20 protein-coding genes and 3 pseudogenes are annotated in these 22,850 nt (G+C 57.1%); 9 read left to right on the top strand and 14 right to left on the bottom strand.

The window, feature by feature from the left end:
* Positions 1-94: 94 nt before the first annotated feature.
* Positions 95-286, bottom strand: a complete 192-nt coding sequence (locus ASF13_RS21600) for a hypothetical protein (protein ID WP_056241618.1) — start codon at positions 284-286, stop codon at positions 95-97.
* A 93-nt stretch (positions 287-379) separates the two neighbouring features.
* On the opposite strand from ASF13_RS21600, the gene ASF13_RS21595 reads away from it, so the two are divergent.
* Complete coding sequence (locus tag ASF13_RS21595) at positions 380-1,267, top strand: LysR family transcriptional regulator (RefSeq protein ID WP_056241615.1); 888 nt, start codon at positions 380-382, stop codon at positions 1,265-1,267.
* Between the two features lie 123 nt (positions 1,268-1,390).
* Positions 1,391-2,572, top strand: a complete 1,182-nt coding sequence (locus tag ASF13_RS21590) for a PLP-dependent aminotransferase family protein (RefSeq protein WP_056241613.1) — start codon at positions 1,391-1,393, stop codon at positions 2,570-2,572.
* Positions 2,573-2,774: 202 nt separating this feature from the next.
* On the opposite strand, the gene nth is transcribed toward ASF13_RS21590, so the two are convergent.
* From nth to ydgT, 9 genes are all read right to left on the bottom strand, one after another.
* Entirely contained in the window at positions 2,775-3,416 is a 642-nt protein-coding gene (gene nth, locus ASF13_RS21585; protein WP_056241611.1) for an endonuclease III, read from the bottom strand.
* Entirely contained in the window at positions 3,413-4,114 is a 702-nt protein-coding gene (locus ASF13_RS21580) for an electron transport complex subunit E (protein WP_056241608.1), read from the bottom strand. Before ASF13_RS21580 ends, nth begins: the two co-directional genes overlap by 4 nt.
* Positions 4,107-4,739 (bottom strand): electron transport complex subunit RsxG, encoded by a 633-nt coding sequence (rsxG, locus tag ASF13_RS21575; RefSeq protein WP_056241606.1) that lies wholly within the window; start codon positions 4,737-4,739, stop codon positions 4,107-4,109. The genes ASF13_RS21580 and rsxG overlap by 8 nt, the downstream gene beginning before the upstream one ends.
* On the bottom strand, positions 4,740-5,801 hold the full coding sequence (gene rsxD / locus ASF13_RS21570; protein WP_056241603.1) for an electron transport complex subunit RsxD: 1,062 nt from the start codon (positions 5,799-5,801) through the stop codon (positions 4,740-4,742). It lies immediately after the preceding gene.
* The gene (rsxC, locus tag ASF13_RS21565; RefSeq protein WP_056241600.1) at positions 5,802-8,135 is read right to left on the bottom strand and encodes an electron transport complex subunit RsxC; all 2,334 of its coding nucleotides are present in this window, start codon (positions 8,133-8,135) and stop codon (positions 5,802-5,804) included.
* Complete coding sequence (gene rsxB, locus ASF13_RS21560) at positions 8,128-8,703, bottom strand: electron transport complex subunit RsxB (RefSeq protein ID WP_056241597.1); 576 nt, start codon at positions 8,701-8,703, stop codon at positions 8,128-8,130. Before rsxB ends, rsxC begins: the two co-directional genes overlap by 8 nt.
* Positions 8,703-9,284: an electron transport complex subunit RsxA gene (gene rsxA / locus ASF13_RS21555; RefSeq protein WP_056241594.1), complete on the bottom strand. Its 582-nt coding sequence runs from the start codon at positions 9,282-9,284 to the stop codon at positions 8,703-8,705. Before rsxA ends, rsxB begins: the two co-directional genes overlap by 1 nt.
* 151 nt (positions 9,285-9,435) lie before the next feature.
* Positions 9,436-9,876 carry a DUF2569 domain-containing protein gene (locus ASF13_RS21550; protein ID WP_056241592.1) on the bottom strand — a complete coding sequence of 147 codons (441 nt, stop codon included), beginning with the start codon at positions 9,874-9,876 and terminating at the stop codon, positions 9,436-9,438.
* A gap of 152 nt (positions 9,877-10,028) precedes the next feature.
* Complete coding sequence (gene ydgT / locus ASF13_RS21545) at positions 10,029-10,244, bottom strand: transcription modulator YdgT (protein WP_056241589.1); 216 nt, start codon at positions 10,242-10,244, stop codon at positions 10,029-10,031.
* A 474-nt stretch (positions 10,245-10,718) separates the two neighbouring features.
* Here ydgT and ytfQ point away from each other — a divergent pair, with 474 nt between their 5' ends.
* From ytfQ to yjfF, 4 genes are read left to right on the top strand one after another with little or no spacing between them, the layout of a single operon-like run.
* Positions 10,719-11,675: a galactofuranose ABC transporter, galactofuranose-binding protein YtfQ gene (gene ytfQ, locus ASF13_RS21540; protein ID WP_056241587.1), complete on the top strand. Its 957-nt coding sequence runs from the start codon at positions 10,719-10,721 to the stop codon at positions 11,673-11,675.
* Positions 11,676-11,726: 51 nt separating this feature from the next.
* Positions 11,727-13,250 (top strand): galactofuranose ABC transporter, ATP-binding protein YtfR, encoded by a 1,524-nt coding sequence (ytfR, locus tag ASF13_RS21535; protein WP_056241584.1) that lies wholly within the window; start codon positions 11,727-11,729, stop codon positions 13,248-13,250.
* Positions 13,243-14,262, top strand: a complete 1,020-nt coding sequence (ytfT, locus tag ASF13_RS21530) for a galactofuranose ABC transporter, ATP-binding protein YtfT (protein WP_056241581.1) — start codon at positions 13,243-13,245, stop codon at positions 14,260-14,262. Before ytfR ends, ytfT begins: the two co-directional genes overlap by 8 nt.
* A complete protein-coding gene (yjfF, locus tag ASF13_RS21525) occupies positions 14,255-15,253 on the top strand; it encodes a galactofuranose ABC transporter, permease protein YjfF (RefSeq protein WP_056241579.1) in 999 nt (332 codons plus the stop codon). The genes ytfT and yjfF overlap by 8 nt, the downstream gene beginning before the upstream one ends.
* A gap of 409 nt (positions 15,254-15,662) precedes the next feature.
* Here yjfF and ASF13_RS21520 read toward each other — a convergent pair.
* Positions 15,663-16,681 (bottom strand): annotated as a pseudogene (locus ASF13_RS21520) (IS110 family transposase).
* Between the two features lie 98 nt (positions 16,682-16,779).
* Positions 16,780-17,021, bottom strand: a pseudogene (locus ASF13_RS21515) (transposase); the annotation flags it as partial.
* Between the two features lie 400 nt (positions 17,022-17,421).
* Here ASF13_RS21515 and ASF13_RS25110 point away from each other — a divergent pair.
* From ASF13_RS25110 to ASF13_RS23870, 3 genes and pseudogenes are all read left to right on the top strand, one after another.
* Entirely contained in the window at positions 17,422-17,601 is a 180-nt protein-coding gene (locus ASF13_RS25110) for a hypothetical protein (protein ID WP_056241577.1), read from the top strand.
* Positions 17,602-17,983: 382 nt separating this feature from the next.
* Positions 17,984-19,762 carry an ABC transporter ATP-binding protein gene (locus ASF13_RS21500; protein WP_235515093.1) on the top strand — a complete coding sequence of 593 codons (1,779 nt, stop codon included), beginning with the start codon at positions 17,984-17,986 and terminating at the stop codon, positions 19,760-19,762.
* Between the two features lie 108 nt (positions 19,763-19,870).
* Positions 19,871-20,016, top strand: a pseudogene (locus ASF13_RS23870) (helix-turn-helix domain-containing protein); the annotation flags it as partial.
* Between the two features lie 153 nt (positions 20,017-20,169).
* Here the strand turns inward: ASF13_RS23870 and ASF13_RS21495 are convergent.
* Both ASF13_RS21495 and araA read right to left on the bottom strand, forming a co-directional pair.
* Positions 20,170-20,568: an NUDIX domain-containing protein gene (locus ASF13_RS21495; protein ID WP_056241568.1), complete on the bottom strand. Its 399-nt coding sequence runs from the start codon at positions 20,566-20,568 to the stop codon at positions 20,170-20,172.
* 776 nt (positions 20,569-21,344) lie between these two features.
* Entirely contained in the window at positions 21,345-22,838 is a 1,494-nt protein-coding gene (gene araA / locus ASF13_RS21490; protein ID WP_056241567.1) for an L-arabinose isomerase, read from the bottom strand.
* Positions 22,839-22,850: the final 12 nt, after the last annotated feature.

Here is a 22,850-nt window from a genome sequence, read left to right as displayed (position 1 = left end):
AGAGGTCATGCCTGCTGTAGAGGGATCATTAATTCGCTCTTGCGTGCATCAGGCGGGATGAACAGGTTTAATTTTTTATGAGTATAATTTACTGTTATTTATGCTTTAACTTCATCGCCCTGTACTTTTCCAGCGCCTCTCTGCTGTTGTCTGCCTGCAACCTTAACGGCGACAGGCTGAACTGTTGTAGCAACAGTGAACGGATAATTTCACCGGCATCGGCATCATTTAACGACTGCGGAACCAGCGTGGTATCTTTACTGAGAAATACAAAATGCTGACTCATAACTATCCCCTTATTAACGCGATGAGGGGGATTGTAATTAACGCGCACCGGTTAATATAATGAATAATCGTCTGCCTTTGATAACGGAAAAGAATGGATATCCGACAGTTACAGGCCTTTATCACCCTTGCCGGTACCGGCAGCTACCGCAGCGCCGCTGAGCAGCTGTGCCTGACCCAGCCCGCGCTAACCAAACGCATCCAGGCGCTGGAGCTGTTGTGGGGTGTGACCCTGTTTACCCGTGGTCGCCACGGCGCAACGCTGACCGCTGCGGGGCAGCAGCTGCTGGAAAAAGCGCAGAAGCTGGTAAAAGAGGGGGCGGAACTGCAGCAGCTGGCGGCAGAGGTCGCCAGCGGCAAGGCCGGTCAGCTGGCGATCGGTTTTGGAATATCCGGCATTGCCGATGCGCCGCGCCGGGTAGCGGCGTTTCGCCAGCACTATCCGCAGGTTAGCGTCAGCCTTGAGGATATGTCCTCAGCCGAGCAGGCCATTGCGCTGCTGAACGGATCGCTGCAGCTGGGGTTTATGCGCCTGCCGGTGGAGCCGCCGCTGAGCGGAATGTCGCTACGCTGCGAGACGCTGGCGCTGGCCGTTGCGCGGCCGCAGCGTGAATCGGTGGCGACGGCGTTGGCTGACGGGCCGGACTATCAGGTACTTGAGCGCCTGCCGCTGCTGGCGCTGCATCAGGAACGGGCTCCGGGCCTGAATCAGCAGATCGCCCGTTTTCTGGCGCTGCATCAGCGGCAGCCGCAGGTGCAGCAGTACGCGCGGGATATACAGACGCTGCTGGCGCTGGTGGCCGGCGACAACGGCGTGGCTATCCTGCCGCTAAGTGCGCTCACCGTTGCCTCAGCGGAAGTGGTAATGTTGCCGCTGCATGGCCCCTTCACCCGCTGGGACACCGGCCTGGTGTGGAACCCGCTGCGGCCGGATGCGCTGCGCGATCGCTTTATCGCACTGCTCAGCCAGCCTGCCGTGTAACCCGCACATTATGCAAAGTAATGCCTTTTTTTGTCACCGTGCGATTAACATCGCTTGCCACGGGCTGGGGTTGTGAATAGAGTGAATAAACCCATTTTTACCGGATACAGGCACAATAATAAAATGCACGATCAGCAACTTGCAACCCGCGCCAGCGAACTGAAACCTTCCGCCGTACGTGAACTCCTCAAACACAGCAAACTGCCGGGCGTGATCTCGCTGGGCGGCGGCATTCCGGCACCGGAACTGTTTGACCGTGAAGGGCTGGAGCTGGCGGTCAGCCAGGTGATGAGCGGCAATTTTAACGATGCCTTCCAGTACGGCCTCAGCGAGGGCTATTCGCCGCTGCGCCAGTCGGTCAGCGAACTGTGCCGCCTGCGCGGCGTAAACTGCCCGGCCGAAGAGATCTACATTACCTCCGGCTCGCAGCAGTCGCTGGATATCGTGGCGCGTACCCTGCTGGATCCGGGTGATGTGGTAGTGGTCGAGCGTCCAACCTATCTCGCCGCGCTGCAGGTGTTTCAGCTGGCGCAGGCCAATATTCAGAGCGTTGATACCGACGATGACGGCATGCTGGTTGAACAGCTGGCCGACCTGCTGACCACCACTAAGGTGAAGATGGTCTATCTGGTGCCGACCTTCGGCAACCCGGGCGGCAAAACCCTGAGCGAAGAGCGCCGCGCCCGCGTAGTGGCGCTGGCCAAAGAGCACGGCTTTATCATTATTGAAGATGACCCGTACGGCGAAATTAACTTCACCGAAACCCGCTGGAAAACCCTCTACCAGCACGCGAAGGAGCTGGGCTGCGCGGACCAGGTGATCTACACCTCTACGCTCTCCAAGATCCTCGCCCCGGGCCTGCGTATCGGCTGGCTGGTGATGCCGGAGTGGCTGGCGGGCAAGGCGATTATCGTCAAGCAGGCTACCGATCTTCACAGCAACTCGATGACGCAGATCGTCACCGCGCAGTACCTGGCGCTGAACCGCCTGCCGCAGCAGATCGCGCTGATGCGCGACTTCTACCACAAGAAAGGGGAGATTCTGGCTAACGCGCTGCGCGAGAAACTGGGCGACCACATTGAGTTCAGCCAGCCAAAAGGCGGCATGTTCCTGTGGGCGCGCTTCCGTTACGAATTCGACACCACCGCCTGGCTGAGCAAAACGCTGGCCAACGGCGTGGTCTACGTACCGGGCGAAGCCTTCTACAACGACGCCCCGGATAAACGCACCCTGCGTCTCTCCTACTCAACGGTATCCGACGCCGATCTGGTCACCGCGGTAGAACGCCTGGCTAAATCGCTGTAAGTCGTTGAGCGCTGCGGCGGCACAATAAAAAACGGGCAGGGGGATTAACCCTGCCCGTTTTTTTTCGTTAAAAGCGGCAAGCTCTGTTAACGAGGATATGCGCTGTAAGACAGTAAGACAGTAAGACAGTAAGACAGTAAGACAGTAAGACAGTAAGACAGTAAGCCTGTTACGTAAGCCAGCAGAGCAGACGTCCGCCAGGTTACGCGCCGATCTCCACCTTCTCAGGAAACTCGCACAGGTCCTCAATCAGGCAGGAGCCGCAGCGCGGCTTGCGCGCCACGCAGGTGTAGCGGCCGTGCAGGATCAGCCAGTGATGGCAGTCGACCTTAAAGGCTGCCGGTACCACCTTCAGCAGCTTCTGCTCCACCTCGTCGACATTTTTCCCCGGCGCAAAGCGGGTGCGGTTACAGACGCGGAAAATATGCGTATCCACCGCAATCGTCGGCCAGCCAAAGGCGGTGTTCAGCACCACGTTAGCGGTCTTGCGGCCGACGCCCGGCAGCGCTTCCAGCGCTTCGCGGTTCTCCGGCACCTCGCCGCCGTGCAGCTCCAGCAGCATGCGGCAGGTCTTAATCATGTTCTCGGCCTTGCCGTTAAACAGCCCGATGGTTTTGATGTACTCCTTTACGCCGTCCACGCCGAGCGCAAGGATCGCCGCCGGCGTGTTGGCTACCGGGTAGAGCTTCGCCGTCGCTTTATTCACGCTGACGTCGGTGGCCTGCGCCGACAGCAGCACCGAGATCAGCAGTTCGAACGGCGTGGTGAACGCCAGCTCGGTGGTCGGGTGCGGGTTATCGTCGCGCAACCGTACCAGGATCTGTTCGCGTTTCTCTTTATTCACAGCGCCTCCGGCTTGCCATCCGGCAGCGCGCGGGCCTCGCGCTCCGCCTTCAGCGCCGCCCGCTGCTTCATTTTATTGTCGATCAGGTATTTGGCGGCCAGCAGCATGCCGAGGCCGATAAACGCCCCCGGGGGCAGCATTGCCAGCAGCATCGGTGAGTCGAAGTGCACTACCTCAATGCGCAGCACCCGCGCCCACGGGCCAAGCAGCTGATCGGCACCGTTAAACACCGTGCCGTTGCCGATAATTTCGCGGATTGAACCCAGTACCACCATCACGCTGGTGGCACCCAGGCCAATCGCCGCGCCGTCCAGCGCCGAGAGGGGAATGCTGCTCTTCGAAGCGACCGCCTCAGCGCGGCCCACCACGATACAGTTGGTAACGATCAGCGGGATAAAGATCCCCAGCGACTGATACAGACCGTAAGCGTACGCGTTAATCAGCATCTGCACGCAGCTCACCACCGCAGCGATAATCATCACGTAGATCGGAATACGAATTTCAGCGGGGACCCAGCGGCGCGACATCGAGATGCCGCTGTTGGTCAGGGTCAGCACCAGGGTGGTCGCCAGGCCGAGGCCGAGAGCGTTAGTGGCGGTGGAGGTCACCGCCAGCAGCGGGCACAGCCCGAGCAGCTGCACCAGCGCCGAGTTATTCTTCCACAGCCCGCCGATTAGCAGGGTTTTCGCTTCACTCATTGGAGTCTCCACAGGCGGGCAGCGTGGCCAGCTGCCCCGGTAAGGTTTCAATATACAGCGTGGTGCGTTTCACCGCATTCACAACCGCGCGCGGGGTGATGGTGGCCCCGGTAAACTGATCGAAGGTGCCGCCGTCTTTCTTCACCGCAAAGGTCGCGTCATCCGCGCCTTTCAGCTGACGGCCGTTAAAGCTGTTAATCCAGTCGGATATACGCAGCTCGATTTTATCGCCCAGCCCCGGCGTTTCATGGTGTTCCACCACTCGGGTGCCGTAGACGGTGCCGCTAAAATTGGCCCCGACGATCATCAGAATCGCCCCGGAATAGCCGTCCGGCGCGATGGTTTCAATCGCCACCGCCACCGGCTTATCATCCTTGCGCGCCACGTAAACATGGTGCGGCGCCGCGTTGCCCAGCGCCGGATTGCTCACCACGTAACACTCTTTCTGAATGGCGTTATTGTACAGCTCCGGCGGCACCACCTGGTCCAGCAGCACCTTCTGCTGTAACGCCGTCTGGTGGGCAATGGTCGGTTTGGTCACCGTATTCACCACGGCGGTCATGCCGGTGGTAATGGCGGCAAACACCGCCAGCGTTACGCCGTTTTTACGAATCGCATCCAGCATTTACTTCTCCTTCCGGTGGCCGTAAACGCGCGGCTGGGTGTAATAGTCGATCAGCGGTACGGTGATATTAGCCAGCAGTACGGCAAACGCCACGCCGTCCGGGTAGCCGCCGAAGCTGCGGATCAGCCACACCAGCAGGCCGATCAGCACGCCGTACACCAGCCGCCCCTTATTGGTGGTGGAGGCGGTCACCGGATCGGTAGCGATAAAGAACGCGCCGAGCATGGTCGCGCCGGAGAACAGATGCACCATCGGCGACACCAGGCTTTCCGGTGAAAACAGCCAGCCGAGGGTGGCAAACAGCGCCAGCGAGGCAATAAAACTCACCGGGATATGCCAGCGAATGCTGTTGTTCCACAGCAGGAACAGCCCGCCCAGCAGGAAGCCGACGTTGATCCACTGCCAGCCAAGGCCGGCCAGCACGCCGCCGTAAATCGGCTGCGCCAGCAGCTGTTCAGCGGAGTGGCCCGCGCGCAGCCCGGTTTTGAAATTATCTAACGGCGTGGCCTGGCTGATGCCATCAATGCCGATCTGCAGCTGCTGCATGGTGTGTCCGTCCAGCGTATGGAAACGGAAGATCATACTCAGCGTATCGGCAAAGGTCGGGGTGATCCCCTGCAGCGCGTCCGGCGGCAGCCAGCTGGTCATCTGCACCGGGAAGGAGATCAGCAGCACCACGTAGCCAACCATTGCCGGGTTAAACGGGTTCTGCCCGAGGCCGCCGTATAGCTGCTTGGAGATCACTACCGCGAACAGCGTACCGATCACCACCATCCACCACGGGGCCAGCGACGGAATGCTGATCCCCAGCAGCAGGGCGGTTAGCAGCGCCGAGTTATCCTTCAGCACCGGTCCCAGCGGCAGCTTGCGCAGCCGCAGAATGGCCGCCTCGGCAGCGATGCCAACGGCGGCGGCGATCGCCACCTGAATCAGATTTCCCCAGCCAAAGTACCACCACTGTGCCGCTATTCCCGGCACCGCGGCCAGCAGCACCAGCATCATTATCGTGCCGGTACTGCGGCGGTTGTGGGTATAGGGTGAACTAGCAATTCGAAAAGCCATTTAATCCTCTTGCGTCTCAGGCTGCTGCATCCTGCGCGCTTTCACGCGCGCTATTGCGGCGGCCACCGCAGCTTTACGCGCCGCATCGGCGTCGACGGGCGCAGGGTATTCAGTTTCAGATTCAGGTGCGTCGGCCACCACGGCGGCGGCAGCCTGCGCTGCTTCTGCCGACGCTGCCGCGTTATCAGCGGCCAGCGCCGCCTTCTTCGCTTTAGCACGGGCAACTGCGGCAGCAACGGCGGCCTTGCGGGGATCGGTTTCTGCCACCGGAGCAGCAGGTTCGTCAGCCGGGGCAGCCGTTTCAGGCGCTGCTTTTGGCTCAGCGCTCTCAGCCGCCAGCGCCGCTTTTTTCGCTTTGGCACGGGCGATTGCGGCAGCAACGGCCGCTTTGCGCGGATCGGCTTCTTCTGCCGGGGCAGGAGATTCAGCAGCTGCGTCTGCTTCTGTCTCAGCGCTCTCAGCGGCCTGAGCGGCTTTCTTCGCTTTGGCGCGGGCGATTGCGGCAGCTACAGCCGCTTTGCGCGGGTCGGCTTCAGCCGCCGGAGCAGCAGGTTCGGCAGCCGTGACAGTCGCTTCAGCCGCTGCATCTGCAGCCGGTACCGCGCCCTCAGCTGCCGCGGCCTTCTTCGCCTTAGCACGCGCCAGCGCGGCAGCCACCGCGGCTTTACGCGGATCCTCGATCTGATTGCTGACCGGTACGCTGGCCGCCTGTTGCTCGGCCTGACGCACGCGGGCTTCGGCCAGACGCGCCTCGCGCTGTGCTGACCTTACGGCGCTCTCCTGTTCTGCTGTAGCGGTAACCTGCGGCGCATCGGCGTCGGTGTGTTTCGCCTTCACCCGCGCCAGCGCAGCGTTCAGTTCAGCCGGCGAGCGCTCGGCGGCGCTGCGTTTGGCCTGCTGGTGCTTTGCATCCCGCGCCAGCTTTTCGCGCTCCAGACGCAGCTGACGGGCTTCGAAGCGGGCTTTTGCAAGCGTATTACGTTCGGATTCCAGATCGATCGCCTGAATCTCGGCCTTCTCCTGACGGTAGTACTGCACCAGCGGAATATTACTCGGGCAGACGTAGGCGCAGGCACCGCACTCGATGCAGTCGGCGATATTGTACTCGCGGGCCTTATCGTGATCGCCACCGCGGCTGTACCAGTAGAGCTGCTGCGGCAGCAGCCCCGCCGGGCAGGCGTCGGCGCAGGCGCTGCAGCGGATGCAGCCTTTTTCCGGCTCGCTGTGGCCCATCTCGCTGGCGGAAGGGGCCAGTATACAGTTGGTGATCTTCACCACCGGCACGTGCAGCGCCGGCAGGGTAAAGCCCATCAGCGGGCCGCCCATCACCACCATCTGCTCGTTGCCGGGGATAAAACCGGCCTGCTGCAGCAGATGGCTGACCGGGGTGCCGAGGCGCGCCCAGACGTTAGCCGGGCGCTGCACCGCCTCGCCGGTCAGCGTCACCACGCGCTCGGTCAGCGCTTCGCCGTCGACCACCGCGCGCTTCACCGCAAAGGCGGTGCCGACGTTCTGCATCAGCACGCCGATATCGGTCGAGCGCCCGCCGTGCGGTACTTCCTGACCGGTGAGGATCTTTGTCAGCTGCTTAGCGCCGCCGGACGGGTATTTGGTCGGGATCACCCGAATCTGCAGGTCGGCCGCGTCGCCCAGCGCCCGGCGCAGCGCGGCGATCGCCTCCGCCTTATTATCTTCAATACCGATCAGCACCCGCTCCGCCTGCAGGATATGCGCCAGGATGCGGCTGCCTTCCAGTACTTCGTCGGCGCAGTCCTGCATCAGACGGTCATCGGCGGTGATGTAGGGTTCGCACTCTGCGGCGTTGATAATCAGGGTATTCACGCCGCGCAGGCCGCCGCGCAGCTTGGTGCCGGTCGGGAAGCCGGCCCCGCCCAGCCCGGCAACGCCGGACTGATGAATGCAGGCCACCAGCTCGCTGCGCTCCGCCTGGCGGTAGTCGGCAATCGGGCGTTTTTCAGCCCAGCGGTCTTCACCGTCGGGAGTGATAAAAATGCACATCTCCGCCAGCGCCGACGGGTGCGCGGTCATATGCGGGGCGATTTTCGTTACCGTCCCCGAAGAGGGGGCGTGGATCGGCAACATGCGGCCGTTGCCAAAGGTCAGCGGCTGGCCGCGCAGCACCTTATCGCCGGGGCGCACGGCGATCTCGCCTTCGTTTCCAATATGCTGTTTCAGCGGCAGAATAAACTGCGCGGGCAGCGGCAGCTGGCGCAGCGGCGTGCCGTTAGACTGGGTCTTCATCTCCGGCGGATGAATGCCGCCGTCGAAGTCCCACAGACGATCTTTCTTAAATAATTTGAACAGATTAAACATGGCTTTCTACTGGAATAACCCGGACAGGGATAGCGTGCAGATCCCATTTCCAGTTAGCTGTGGTGGCCGCAACCGGGCGCATCTCGATGCAGTCGGTCGGGCAGGGGGCAACGCAGAGATCGCAGCCGGTGCAGACGTCGCTCAGCACGGTGTGCATCGCGCGGGTGGCACCGACGATGGCGTCCACCGGGCAGGCCTGAATGCACTTGGTACAGCCGATGCAGTTGGCCTCGTCGATCCACGCCACCTTGCGCTCCGGCTCTTTCGCCTGCTCGTCGCCCAGCGGCTGCGGATCGACGTTAAGCAGCGCCGCCAGCTTGAGCATGGTCTGCTCGCCGCCGGGGGCACACTTGTTAATCATCTCACCGTTGTTGCCGACCGCATCCGCATACGGCTTGCAGCCCGGATAGCCGCACTGCCCGCACTGGCTTTGCGGCAGGATGGCGTCAATCTGTTCAACGATCGGGTCTTCTTCCACCTTAAAGCGGCGCGAGGCGTAGCCCAGCAGGCCGCCAAACACCAGGCTCAGGGCGCTCAGTACGACAACAGCAATCCAAATCGCACTCATCAGAACTTCACCAGTCCGGTGAAGCCCATAAAGGCCAGCGCCATCAGGCCGGCGGTCACCAGCGCGATCGACGAGCCCTTAAACGGCGCAGGCACGTCGGCCAGCACCAGCCGTTCACGGATGCCGGCAAACAGCACCATCACCAGCGAGAAGCCGATCGAGGCGCTGAAGCCGTACAGGGCGGCCTGCAGGAAACTGTGGTTAAGGTTAACGCTAAGCAGCGGCACGCCGAGCACCGCGCAGTTGGTGGTGATCAGCGGCAGGAAGATGCCCAGCAGGCGGTATAGGTCCGGACTGGTTTTACGCACCACCATTTCGGTGAACTGCACCACCACGGCGATCACCAGGATATAGGCCATGGTGCGCAGGTAGACGAGGTCGAGCGGCAGCAGGATCAGGTGGTTCACCAGCCAGGCGCAGATCGACGCCAGGGTGATAACAAAGGTGGTGGCCAGCCCCATGCCGATCGCAGTTTCCAGTTTTTTGGAAACACCCATAAAGGGACAGAGGCCGAGAAACTTCACCAGAACGAAGTTATTCACCAGCACTGTGCCAATAAAAAGAAGCAGGTAATCGGTCATAGTTATGCCTGATAAAGAGAGTAAAACCGTCAGCCCTGCACGCACAGGGCGGTGCATATTATCTGATAATGTGGCGCAGGTCACAACTCCCCGCTGACACGGGGGGATCCATAGCGCACTCAGGATTAAATTCTTGACGTTTTTTTCAGCATCAGCGCTCGGTAAACGTCGCTTTCACCCGCTGAGAGCGTCGAAAATAGGGGACCAGCACGCTGGCCGCCAGCAGGGCGATCAGCAGCGTGCGCGTGGCCGCACCGTCGGTCACCGACGAAAAAGCGAACGACTTCAGCGCCAGCAGCACCGTCAGCAGCAGCCAGATAATGTAATGGCGCGGTACCCGCTGTGAACGCTGACAGAACAGCCAGGTAAGCCAGCCGCTGTAGACCAGCATCAGCGCCGAGGTCAGCAGCGAGGCCGCCCACGGAATGAACGCGCCTCCGGCCTGGCTGAACAGCACGTTGCGCAGAGCAGGGTCGAGCAGCGCGCTCAGGTACATGGTCATCACCAGCCCGCTGGTCAGCAGCGTCAGGATCAGCCAGGCCAGCGGGGCCAGCAGCCAGCCGCCAATACGCGTTTTAGAGTCAGTAGCCACGGGGTGTCCTTAAGTGAAGCCGCAAAGTGCCGCAGGCGTGCTCTGCCTGCCGTTTTGCAAAGCGGATAATTATACGGAATAAACGCAGGCAGATCATCAGAACCAGAGAGGTTTTACCCGTCGTCGCGCTACCGGAACAGGCGGAAAAGTGGTTACGCGACGTAATGCCAGACCGTTTTCGGCACGCGGCCCGGATCGTACAGGCGGCCACCGGAGGCCAGCTCGGCGCGGCGGTGATCGGCGGCGCGGTACATCAGGATAATGTCGCGGTCATCGTTCAGGGAATAGTGGAGATGATCGAACAGTTTCTCCAGGCTCTCCGCTGAACTCACTTTGCGGAATTTCATCAGATAATCAAGAAAGGTCATAGTGGCGGTTGGAAATAAAAATGAGAATGTTCAAGTATATGTGGCCGTCGGACGGAGTCCAGACCGGCAAGTGTAAAATTGTTAAAAATTTTCATAAAGCGTCGTTTCCTGGGCGAATCGGCGCGTTGAGCGCCGCGCGCCTGCTGGTCAAAGTGTGTTGCAGTTCACAAAGTTGGCTTTTGCCCGCGCCGGTAATGGTCCGCTAAGCAATGACAGATCTTCACGCGGTGCTGTAATCGCTACCAAATGTTCGTTACGCAAACGCTTATGTTTATTACGATTATTTAACCTTATTTTTTCCCCATCCAGGCGTTTATTCCATATGACCCGGCGGCAGCCAATGAGGTGACTTGGCGTAACTCATTTGTTTTTCAGGATTTTGTGAGCATTGTCCAAAATGTTATTCGTTAAATAGTCCAGGCTAACAGGGCTGTTAATCATGAACGATATCATCCCATCAGAGGAACAATGATCATGTGGAAGCGTTTACTCTTATCCACCTTAATTGGTGCCAGCTTGTCTGTACCGGCAATGGCTGAAAATCTGACCGTGGGTTTCTCGCAGGTTGGCTCCGAATCGGGCTGGCGCGCGGCAGAAACCAGCGTGGCAAAAAGTGAAGCACAGAAACGGGGCATCACCCTGAAGATTGCGGATGGTCAGCAGAAACAGGAGAACCAGATCAAGGCGGTACGCTCCTTTATCGCTCAGGGCGTGGACGCCATCTTTATTGCGCCGGTGGTGCAAACCGGCTGGGAACCGGTGCTGGAAGAAGCGAAAGACGCCAAAATCCCGGTGTTCCTGCTGGACCGCGCCATCGTGGTGAAGGACAAATCGCTGTATCAGGCGGTGGTCACCGCGGATAACGTGCTGGAAGGCAAGCTGATCGGCGACTGGCTGGTAAAAGAGCAGGCCGGTAAACCTTGTAACGTGGTCGAACTGCAGGGCACCGTCGGCGCCAGCGTGGCGATTGACCGTAAGAAAGGCTTTGCGGAAGCGATTGCCAACACGCCAAATATCAAGGTGATCCGCTCGCAGTCCGGCGACTTTACCCGCAGCAAAGGTAAAGAGGTGATGGAGAGCTTTATCAAGGCGGAAAACAACGGCAAAAACATCTGCATGGTTTACGCGCACAACGACGATATGGCGATTGGTGCCATTCAGGCGATCAAAGAAGCCGGCCTCAAGCCGGGCAAAGATATTCTCACCGGATCGATCGACGGCGTGCCGGATATCTATAAAGCGATGCTGGCCGGTGAGGCGAATGCCAACGTTGAGCTGACGCCAAATATGGCCGGTCCGGCGTTTGACGCGCTGGAAAAACTGAAAAAAGACGGCACCGCGCCGCCGAAAATTATTAAAACCGAAACCAAACTGTTCCTGCCTGCCGACGCGCAGACCGAACTGGACAGCAAAAAGGGTATGGGTTACTGAGACACCCTGCCGCCCGATGCCGGGCGGCTTTTCTCGTATTGAGGCAGGCGTATGACCATCGAGAACTCGGCACCGACGCTGCTGGATATTCGCGGCGTCAGCAAAACCTTTCCCGGCGTGAAAGCGCTGGACAACGTCTCGTTCTCGCTGCGTGCGGGCGAGATTATGGCGCTGCTCGGCGAAAATGGCGCGGGTAAATCGACCATAATTAAGGTGCTGACCGGCGTATACAGCCGTGACGCCGGCACCCTTGCGCTGCAGCAGCAGCCGATCGACCCACGCAGCACCGCCGAGGCCCAGCAGCTGGGCATTGGCACCGTGTACCAGGAAGTGAACCTGCTGCCGAACATGTCGGTGGCGGATAACCTGTTTATCGGCCGCGAGCCGAAACGCTTCGGTCTGATTGACCGTAAAACCCTCAACCGTCGCGCCGCCGCGCTGCTGCAGGAGTATGGCTTCGAACTGGACGTCACCCGTCCGCTCGGGCACTTCTCGGTGGCGATGCAGCAGATTATCGCCATCTGCCGCGCAGTGGACCTGTCGGCTAAAGTGCTCATCCTCGATGAACCCACCGCCAGCCTCGACGCGGAAGAGGTCGAAATGCTGTTCACGCTGATGAAACAGCTGCGCGATCGCGGGATGGGGCTGATTTTCGTTACCCACTTCCTCGACCAGGTCTACCGCATTACCGATCGCATTACCGTGCTGCGCAACGGCCAGTTTATCGCCACCCGTGACACCGCCACGCTGCCGCGCGTCGAGCTGATCAAGCTGATGCTCGGGCGCGAGCTGATGGAAACCGCGCTGCAGCGGGCCGGCAGCACACTTAAAAGCGAACGCCCGGTGGTGGAGTTTAAAGACTTTGGCAAAAAGGGCACGCTGGCCCCGTTCAGCCTGAGCGTAAGGCCGGGTGAAGCGGTGGGCCTGGCCGGGCTGCTCGGCTCCGGCCGCACAGAAACCGCCGAACTGATGTTCGGCATCCGCCGCGCGGACAGCGGCACGGCGCTGATTAAAGGCCAGCCGCACACGCTGCGTTCGCCGGGCCAGGCGTCGCGCCTCGGCATGGGGTTCTGCCCGGAAGATCGCAAAACCGACGGCATTATCGGTGCCGCCTCGGTGCGCGAAAACATTATCCTGGCGCTGCAGGCGCAGCGCGGCTGGCTGCGGCCGCTGCCGCGCGCCGAACAGCAGCAGATCGCCGACCGCTTTATTAAGAGCCTCGGCATCCGCACGCCGGACGCCGAACAGCCGGTGCAGCTGCTCTCCGGCGGCAACCAGCAGAAGGTGCTGCTGTCGCGCTGGCTGGTGACCAAACCGCAGTTCCTGATCCTTGATGAACCGACGCGCGGCATCGACGTTGGTGCCCACGCCGAAATTATCCGCCTGATCGAAACCCTGTGTGCCGACGGGCTGGCGTTGCTGGTGATCTCCTCCGAGCTGGAAGAGCTGGTCGGTTACGCCGATCGGGTGGTGATCCTGCGCGATCGCCAGCAGGTGGCGGAAATCCCGCTGGAACAGCTGTCGGTGGCGGCAATTGTTAACGCCATCGCCGCAGGAGGGGAGCAGCATGCTTGAAACAGACCTGGTGCCGGGGAAAACGCCGATGCGCAAACGTAAACTACCGCCGGGGCTGCCGCAGATCGCCGCGCTGATGCTGGTGCTGATTATCGACAGCCTGGTGGCAAACAACTTCTTTGCTATCCACCTGCAGGACGGGCGGCTGTTTGGCAGCCCGATTGACATCCTTAACCGCGCCGCGCCGGTGGCGATCCTTGCCATCGGCATGACGCTGGTGATCGCCACCGGCGGTATCGACCTGTCGGTGGGCGCGGTGATGGCTATCGCCGGGGCCACCGCCGCCACGCTGACCGTGGCCGGCCACAGCCTGCCGGTGATCATTCTGGTTACCCTCGGCAGCGGCCTGCTGTGCGGGCTGTGGAACGGCGTGCTGGTGGCGCTGCTGAAAATCCAGCCGTTCGTCGCCACCCTGATCCTGATGGTGGCCGGGCGCGGCGTGGCGCAGCTGATTACCGAAGGGCAGATCGTCACCTTTAACAACGACGCGCTGGCGCAGCTGGGCAGCGGCACGCTGCTGTGGCTGCCGGTGCCGCTGTGGATCACCCTCGGGCTGGCGCTGCTGGTGTGGCTGCTGGCGCGAAAAACCGCGCTGGGGCTGTTTATCGAGGCGGTGGGCATTAACCTGCGCGCGGCGCGCAACGCCGGCGTTAACGGCTGGCTGGTGGTGATGAGCACCTATCTGCTGAGCGGGCTGTGTGCGGCGGTGGCAGGCTTAATCGTCGCGGCGGATATCCGCGGCGCGGACGCCAACAACGCCGGGCTGTGGCTGGAGCTGGACGCCATTCTGGCGGTGGTGATCGGCGGCGCGTCGCTGATGGGTGGGCGCTTTAACCTGTTTCTGTCGCTGATCGGCGCGCTGATTATTCAGGCGATGAACACCGGTATTCTGCTGTCGGGCTTCCCGCCCGAGCTGAATCAGGTGGTGAAAGCGGTGGTGGTAATGGCGGTACTGCTGCTGCAGTCGCCACGATTTATTCAACTGTTCAAGCGAGGGCCACGCCGTGATTAAACGTCATTTACCCTTAATGATTACCCTGCTGGTGTTTGTGGCGGGCTATCTGTTCTGTCTGAGCCAGTTTCCCGGCTTCGCTTCCACGCGGGTGATCGCCAATATCCTGACCGATAACGCTTTTCTCGGCATTATCGCGGTCGGGATGACCTTTGTGATCCTCTCCGGCGGTATCGATCTGTCGGTGGGGGCGGTGATCGCCTTTACCGGGGTGTTTCTGGCGCGGGCGATTGGCGACTATAACCTGAACCCGTGGCTGGCGTTTGCGCTGGTGATGGGGATGGGGTCGGCGTTTGGTGCCTTTATGGGCTGGCTGATCGACGCGCTGAAGATCCCGGCGTTTATTATTACCCTCGCAGGGATGTTCTTTCTGCGCGGCTGCAGTTATCTGGTGGCTGAATCTTCGCTGCCGATCGACCATCCGCTGTACGGCACGCTGTCGTCGATGGCGTGGAAGATCCCCGGCGGCGGGCGGCTTAGTCTGCTGGCGGTGATTATGCTGGCGGTGGTGGTGTTTGGTATTTTAGTGGCGCACCGCACCCGCTTTGGTAATCAGGTGTATGCCATCGGCGGCAACGCGACGTCGGCGCAGCTGATGGGGATTTCCACCCGTAGTACCACGGTGCGTATTTATATGCTGTCGTCGGCGCTGGCGACGCTGGCCGGGATTGTGTTCTCCATTTATACGTCGGCGGGGTATGCGCTGGCGGGGATGGGGGTGGAGCTGGATGCGATTGCGTCAGTGGTGATTGGCGGGACGCTGTTGTCCGGCGGGGTGGGTACGGTGCTGGGGACGCTGTTTGGCGTGCTGATTCAGGGGTTGATTCAGACGTGGATCAATTTTGACGGCACGCTGAGTTCGTGGTGGACCAAGATTGCGATTGGCGTGCTGTTGTTTGCCTTTATTGCGCTGCAGCGCGTGTTGTCGGTGATGTGGGACAGGCAGCAGAATGCGCCGGTGAAGCGGCTTAATTCGGGGGCGGCGGGGTAGTTCTTTCGTTGCTGGCATGGGAAAGGGGGGCGATTTAAGGATCGTTCCCCTTTTTTGGCTTTGGGGCCTGGTCGCTTTGGGATCGGGTGCCTGGCTTATCGGGGTAATCCGGAACGCGGACCCGCTACACCGTATATGGACGCTCCCGGTTGAACAAGGCGTTTTTCAGTAAGATGTAAAATCGGTAAATGCAGCCATATATCCGGTTTCTGATGGGGCTTTCAACGCCCCGAACCATGATGAAATCCGCCAGGTGAGAACCAATCATCCTCTACGGGCTATAGTGCCCTACGTGTAACCGGTTTGCCTCACCTGCGGTCTTACCTGTTTTACCATCTCTCTGATTACACCAGCAATTTCCGGACTGCGTTGTACTCTGTTATGAGCCCCGGCAGGGCCTGAACTCGCTTCAGGCTACCGCAGGGGTTCGATACTCTGTGTCATGTACCAGCATCGACCACATTATCCGCGCCGTTTTACTGGCCTGGGCCACCACCGCGACATTGTGGTGCCTGCGCTTCAGCAGCGCGTCAAGCCACGGCATCTCTTCTTTATGGCGTTCAATGACCGATGCGACGGCGCGGGCACCGTGAACCAGAAGATAGCGGAAGTAGCCATCCCCGCGCTTACTGATGTGGCCCAGCCGTTGTTTACCCCCGCTGGAATGCTCCCGCGGCGTTAAGCCCAGCCAGGCTGTAAACTGTTTTGCCGTACCGAACTGCCTGCCGTTTCCAACGGATGCCACCAGATACGTGGCCGTCAGCAGACCGACGCCGGGGATTTTCGTCATGCGTTGACAGGCCTCCTTCGTTGCTGCCCACGCATTCAGCTGATGCTCAATCAGCGACAGCTGCTCTGTCAGCGCATGGATATGGGTCATTTGCCGGGAAGCGCTGGCACGAACGAAGGGTGAAAGCCAGTTTTCAGCATCTTCGATAATGTCGGGAACGCCCTGGTCGAAGGCTTTTTCCCCGTTGCCATAACAAAACCAAACTCCGCCAGCATAGCCCGCAGGCTGTTAGTACACGCAACGCGCTCGCGAACCAGCATGTCCCGTTCCGTATGCAGCGCCAGTACGGCCTGTTGTTCCATCGTTTTCACCTGAACAAAACGCATGTTAGGGCGAGTGACGGCTTCGCAGATGGCTTCGGCGTCGGCCGCATCCGTCTTGTTGGTTTTTACATAGGGCTTGACGTACTGTGGCGGCATCAGTTTTACCTGATGGCCGTAGCTGAGAAAAAGTCGGGCAAAATGATGGCTGGATGAACAGGCCTCCATTCCGATAAGGCAGGGCTCCAGTCTGATGACAAACTCGGCAAATTTCGCGCGGGTAAGCTTTTTTTTGAGGACGGTCTGGCCGTTGTGATCGACGCCATGGAGAACGAAAACGTTTTTTGCCAGATCGATACCAAGAGTAGATACTTTCATTTGGACGCTCCTTCAGCTGAGAGTTAACACTCGCACTTTGGCACATCTGATGCCGCAAGGTTGGAGCGTCCATCTCATTATCCCTGCGCTCGGTCGGGTACATCCTTTGTATCCTCGAGATTCAGACCAGCAAACATCTGTTTCAGCCGGAGATTTCATCCTCGAGGTCTTTCATCTTTTTGATATCAGAAGCTTCCATACCGCCAAACTTCTCTTTCCAGTTGTAATACGAGGCCTCAGAGATCCCGGTTTCGCGGCAGACATCTTTAACTGTACGTCCGGCTTCGACGGACTTCAGAACGGCGATGATCTGGTGTTCGGTGAATCGTGCTTTGCGCATGGCGATCTCCTCCATGGACATAATCAGTATTCCGGAAGATCTCGAAAAGTGAATGGTGCTTTTAACACAGGTGCTAATAATTTATTCACTAAGTGCCAAAATTAACAACCCGTGCTTGAATTTTATTAGTGACTTTTAAAAGATATTTTAGTAAAAAAGCTACTTCAATAAAAAAATTCACATTAAAAATAATTCAATTACTACAGATAAAATGCAATTGATTGTATTTGCTCAAGATTTAAATAAAACAATAACACGCAAGGATAAGTCAGAATAAAAGTTCTTCATGACACCTGACTACAAAATATGGACATTAATACCATTTCAATCTGACGGAATTAATAAGAAGATAGAATTGATACTGATGGCAGCATCAATAATTAATTAAGGAGATAGTATTATGGAAAGAATCATCGAGGTCAGAGAATCCAGGATTCAGGAAATTCGTGGGTATATGGCTAACAGCGGAAAAGATTGTGCTAGTGGAACCTGCGATCATGGATGGGATTCCAAGAGCATAAACGCAGAGGATGTCGTGTGTAATGCTTTAGAAAGCATTGATGACAACTTCTTCTGCTAACAACTATTTTAAAATGCAAATATAAAAACATCTATGTTTTGTGCCACATTTTTCATGCATCTAAAAAAAGCTGGCTACCTCACAATAGTTTGTGTGAGATGATTACAGAAAAGCACGCAAATTCTCATAATGTTCTTTCTTATGCATTTTTCTCCAGGAATATGACATTTATTTCAACCAATAGCATCAATGTCTTGAAAAAAAACAAATTGAAAAATGCAATCATGAAATACAATAAAAAATCTTATTTTGCAAAAATAGTTTCCGCATTCTTCGAGTGTGAAAAAAAGGACATTATTAGAATGAAAATAAAAAAGCCACATCATTTTGATAAAATAATAATAGCTAACCATGAAAACCCTATAAAAATAAAGGAGGCATTATGAAAAACAGAGAAAAGATTCAACTTTTTAAATATTCATTAAGACTTTTGTTGATATCTCACCCCAGGCTATCAATGTTATTTATAGCTATGGTCACAATTCAAGGTTTGATACCAACAGTAAGTGTAATGGCAAGTATTCATTTAGGAAATCTTGTCAGCCATGGTTCTCACAGCCAACTACTAATAGCTTGTCTGATATGGGCATTCACTTTTATTTTTCCTGGAATTATCGCACCTGTAATAAGTACAGTACAGAGTGTTCTTAATCAAAAGTCAACGCAATTAACACAACATAAAATCATGTTGGCAATATCTCGAATTCAAGATTTAAAAATCATTGAGAGCAATGAAATACATGACAAGCTTGAGGTTTTATCTAAGGAAGCCTCACACCGTCCATTAAACCTATTGGTTAACCTTGTTGATATATTAAGAGGTTCTTTAACTCTCTTATCAATGTCTTTAGTATTAGCTAGTGTAGCATGGTGGTTGCCGCTTGCACTTCTATTACCTGCAATTCCCGTCACGGTATCTGTGGCTCAATCTCAACTGGATATTTTTAAAGTTTTGCTTGGAAAAGGCATCACATCAAGACTAATTCGTTATTATTTTTCTACAGCCATTGACATTAGGCACTCTAAAGAGATCAAATTATTTAACCTATCAGGTTTCTTCATAAATAAACACCGCGAGTCTTTTGATTTAATTGATAAAGATCTTGATAAGGTTAGAAAAGGTCAGATTACCCGCCCCCAAAAATGGAATTTTCTCTACTTCATATCTGCCATGGGTGTGATGTTTTGGTTTTCTGAATATATATCAAAAGGTGATATATCCACAGGTGGATTACTGGGAACCATACAATCTATAGGACTTTTTGGTCTGTCTTGCCAATGGATGGTGTATTCATTTAGTAATCTTGGGATTTGCTTTTCTTTTTTCGAAAAGCTAATGATCCTGGAAAAAAAACACAGCACACCCAAAATGTTTCCATGCAAAAAAATACCAGACAACAAAACAATAAAATTCGAGAGCGTTAGTTTTTCATATCATAAAGATAAAGTGAGCATTAATAACGTTAACTTGAAAATAATGCAAGGCGATCACATTGCTATTGTAGGGGAGAATGGAGCAGGAAAAAGCACTTTAATAAAGTTACTCTGTAGATTATATGTTCCAGATCAAGGCAGAATTACGATAGGCGGCATAGATATCAATGAAATTGACATAGAGGAATGGCATTCAACAATTAGCGCTATTTTCCAGGATTTTGGACATTATAATTTAACAATTAAGGAAAATGTTTTTATAGGGGATTTAAGCACACATATTACATCTGAAAAAGTCTCTGTCGCTTGTCAAAAGGCGCAATTTACTTTACCTGAAGGGTTAAGTATTGACAGCCAAATCGGCAAAGAGTTTGACGGTACCGAGCTGTCGGGTGGTGAATGGCAGCGGCTGGCCCTGGCACGAGCGTTTTACGCCGATCGCCCGCTGGTGATTCTCGATGAACCCACCAGCGCAATGGACCCGCGCGTTGAGTCCGAACTGTTCAGCCAGTTTGGCACTATTATGGCCGGAAAAACGGCGGTGATGGTCACCCACCGACTGGGCAGCGTAAGAGACGTTGATCGGGTGGTGGTGATGAAGGCGGGAAGGATCGTTGAGGAAGGCCCGCCTCAGGTGCTGGAAGCGCTGAACGGCGAATATGCTGAGCTGCTGGCGCTTCAGAAAAGCCAGTATGCCGAGCGACCATCATCGCGCACCGGACAATAAGCTGGCCATTGCCACCGCCCGCAACCTATCCCGCATACAGGCACACGAGCATATGAGCATACGAATACACGAGCATCCCGGAAACAGGCAAAAGGGCAAAAGGGCAAATCAGCTATGCTGATGTTGCACCGGGCGAACGTGTCAGTGTCGTGGCCAGAATGCTCTGCTGTGCACGTTCTTCCGTCGGACGCTGGATTAACGGGTTCACATTGTATGGCCTTGAGGGTCTTGAATCTCTGCCACCAGGACGCGGATGACGCTGGCCCTTACCGGAAACCATCAGTGCCGTTCGATGTGGCGACTGCTGAAAAAGATTTGCCATTTTATGACAACAGCAAGTCCGTTCCCCGTAAGCGGATATGGTCTGGCAAAAGTGTAGCAGTATTAGAATCCGCTATTAAGAGTATTTACGCCTCGGGCATTAACTGGCTGCGGCTGAAGGGGGCCAGTATTACTTCGCCGGGCTGGCGGGGATCGAACCAGATAACTTCTTCGATTTCGGCCGCCGGACTAAAGTCGGTCTGTGCGGTGGTAAAGGCAAACATATCGGCAATCAGCTTGTGGCCCGGTTCGTTGGCGGCGCGATCTTCAAAGCGCCCTAACGGCGTCAGGTCTGCCAGAACCACCTCCAGCGACAGCTCCTCCCACAGCTCACGCACCAGCGCCGCCTGCGGCGTTTCGCCCGGCTCGGGTTTGCCGCCTGGCTGCATAAAGTACGGCGTGTTGCGCTTTCTGACCAGCAGATAGCGGCCAGCGCGATCGGTAATAAGCGCCGCGGCTACGGTAATAATCTTGTTCTCACTCACGGTGATTTACTCTCCTTGCTAAATACGTTGCGCTACCACCAGACCCTAAATCTGAACATTGGGGCGAGGAAAAGCTGACTGCGGCAGCGTGTGCAGGTGGCGTTTAATGGTCTTATCTTGTGCGATATCAGGGGGGATTACCTTCCCTGAATGCAGTATGGCGAGATTATCGGGCAAAAACGTCCAGTCGCAAAGCTAACCGTTGCTGACGTTAACAAGCCACGTCTTTAAGACAGCAAAACAATAGCTTACAAGGGAGGGCGCTGGCGAGCAGGTTAGCCGGGCGTATGCCGCACGGATGCGGCATCCGAGCCTCCGGGGATGGATTGTTTTTTAAAGCCGGTTTTTGGGCTTTAAAAAATTAACGGCGTCCCGGCGTTCTGTCGCCAGCGGCCGAACCCAGCACCAGTATATGAAGCGATGCCTTTAAGACAGCAAAACAATAGCTTACAAGGAAGGCCGCTGGCGAGCAGGTTAGCCGGGCGTATGCCGCACGGATGCGGCATCCGAGCCTCCAGGGATGGATTGTTTTTTAAAGCCCGGTTTTTGGGCTTTAAAAAATTAACGGCGTCCCGGCGTTCTGTCGCCAGCGGCCGAACCCGGCGCATAAACAAAAAGCGATGCCCTTAAAACAGCAACGTGAATAGCCGCACCCGGCACCGATACGCTAAGCGATGCCCTTAAACAGCAACATCATAGCCAGAAGAGTAACCGATCTGAGAAAGGGATAAAAAAACCCACTCAAGGTGGGTTTCGTCTTAATCACCAGCCGCAGCTTATCGCTGATTCAACCGGTAGTACGCCTCGTTCCAGCGCAGCGCATCGCGGAAGCCGTGCAGGGTGGTCTCCTCATCGATCACCACCACCTCAATACCGTGTAGCTCGGCGTACAGGCGCATATCCTCCACCGTCAGCGCCTGGCTGAACACCGTATGGTGCGCGCCGCCGCCGAGGATCCAGGCCTCCGACGCGGTCGCCAGCGACGGCTGCGCCTTCCACAACGCCCGGGCCACCGGCAGCTTCGGCAACGCCTGCGGCTGATCGATAGCATCCACCACGTTCACCAGCAGGCGGAAGCGATCGCCAAGGTCAATCACGCTGGCATTGACCGCACGGCCGGCCGGCGCAGAGAAAATCAGACGCGCCGGATCGGCCTTACCACCGATGCCCAGCGGCTGCACGTCAATCAGCGGTTTCGCCTCGCGGGCAATCGACGGGCACACCTCCAGCATATGTGAGCCGAGCACCAGATCGTTGCCCGGCGCAAAGTGATAAGTGTAATCCTCCATAAACGACGTACCACCCGGCCGGTCGCCCGCCATCACCTTGAAGATGTGCAGCAGCGCGGCGGTTTTCCAGTCACCTTCACCGGCAAAGCCGTAACCCTGCTGCATCAGGCGCTGTACCGCCAGCCCCGGCAGCTGGCTCATGCCGTGCAGGGTCTGGAAATTGGTGGTAAAAGCGCGGCAGCCTTCACCGTCGAGGAAACGTTTGATTCCCAGCTCAATGCGCGCCGCGTCCAGCACGTGCTGGCGCTTCTCGCCGCCCGCAGCCGCCACGGCGGAGAAGGTATAGCGGCTCTCATATTCATCGATCAGCGCGCTGACGTCGCCGTCCGACACCTGATTAACCACCTCAACCAGATCGCCCACGCCCCAGCCGTTGACCGAATAGCCAAACTGGATCTGTGCCGAAACCTTGTTACCTTCGGTCACCGCCACTTCCCGCATATTGTCGCCAAAGCGTGCCACCTTCAGCTGCTGGCTGGCCTGGAGCGCGGCGGCTCCGCGCATCCACTGCGCCACGCGCTGTTGCGTCGTGGCATCCTGCCAGTGGCCGGTCACCACCTGATGCGGCAGCCGCATCCGCGCGCCGATAAAACCGAACTCGCGGCCGCCGTGGGCGGTCTGGTTCAGGTTCATAAAGTCCATATCCATGGTGTCCCACGGGATCGCCGCGTTGAACTGGGTATGCAACTGCAACAGAGGTTTGGTCAGCACCGCCAGCCCGCCGATCCACATCTTGGCCGGCGAGAAGGTGTGCAGCCAGGTAATCACGCCCAGGCACTGGGTATCGTGGCTGGCGTCGCGGCACAGCGCCAGCGCCTCGTCCGGGCTCTTGACCAGCGGCTTCAGCCGCAGGGTGAAGGGCAGTGCGCCGCTCTGATTCAGGCCGTCGACCACCTGCTGACCGTGCTGCTCCACCTGGCGCAGGGTTTCCGCGCCGTATAAATGTTGGGTACCAATCACAAACCATACATGCTGGGACATAAAGACCACTCC

Source organism: Erwinia sp. Leaf53, from assembly GCF_001422605.1.
In the GTDB taxonomy this organism is placed as follows: domain Bacteria; phylum Pseudomonadota; class Gammaproteobacteria; order Enterobacterales; family Enterobacteriaceae; genus Erwinia.
Note: the sequence above shows the minus strand (reverse complement) of the source record. Positions and strands in the feature narration are given on the sequence as shown.

Coding starts and splice junctions, on each gene's coding strand:
- rsxD (WP_056241603.1), bottom strand. CDS start 5,801: ATGGCTTTTCGAATTGCTAGTTCACCCTATACCCACAACCGCCGCAGT.
- ASF13_RS21600 (WP_056241618.1), bottom strand. CDS start 286: ATGAGTCAGCATTTTGTATTTCTCAGTAAAGATACCACGCTGGTTCCG.
- rsxA (WP_056241594.1), bottom strand. CDS start 9,284: ATGACCGATTACCTGCTTCTTTTTATTGGCACAGTGCTGGTGAATAAC.
- rsxC (WP_056241600.1), bottom strand. CDS start 8,135: ATGTTTAATCTGTTCAAATTATTTAAGAAAGATCGTCTGTGGGACTTC.
- ytfQ (WP_056241587.1), top strand. CDS start 10,719: ATGTGGAAGCGTTTACTCTTATCCACCTTAATTGGTGCCAGCTTGTCT.
- ASF13_RS21590 (WP_056241613.1), top strand. CDS start 1,391: ATGCACGATCAGCAACTTGCAACCCGCGCCAGCGAACTGAAACCTTCC.
- ASF13_RS21500 (WP_235515093.1), top strand. CDS start 17,984: ATGAAAAACAGAGAAAAGATTCAACTTTTTAAATATTCATTAAGACTT.
- ytfR (WP_056241584.1), top strand. CDS start 11,727: ATGACCATCGAGAACTCGGCACCGACGCTGCTGGATATTCGCGGCGTC.
- ASF13_RS21595 (WP_056241615.1), top strand. CDS start 380: ATGGATATCCGACAGTTACAGGCCTTTATCACCCTTGCCGGTACCGGC.
- ytfT (WP_056241581.1), top strand. CDS start 13,243: ATGCTTGAAACAGACCTGGTGCCGGGGAAAACGCCGATGCGCAAACGT.
- rsxG (WP_056241606.1), bottom strand. CDS start 4,739: ATGCTGGATGCGATTCGTAAAAACGGCGTAACGCTGGCGGTGTTTGCC.
- ydgT (WP_056241589.1), bottom strand. CDS start 10,244: ATGACCTTTCTTGATTATCTGATGAAATTCCGCAAAGTGAGTTCAGCG.
- rsxB (WP_056241597.1), bottom strand. CDS start 8,703: ATGAGTGCGATTTGGATTGCTGTTGTCGTACTGAGCGCCCTGAGCCTG.
- ASF13_RS21580 (WP_056241608.1), bottom strand. CDS start 4,114: ATGAGTGAAGCGAAAACCCTGCTAATCGGCGGGCTGTGGAAGAATAAC.
- araA (WP_056241567.1), bottom strand. CDS start 22,838: ATGTCCCAGCATGTATGGTTTGTGATTGGTACCCAACATTTATACGGC.
- ASF13_RS25110 (WP_056241577.1), top strand. CDS start 17,422: ATGGAAAGAATCATCGAGGTCAGAGAATCCAGGATTCAGGAAATTCGT.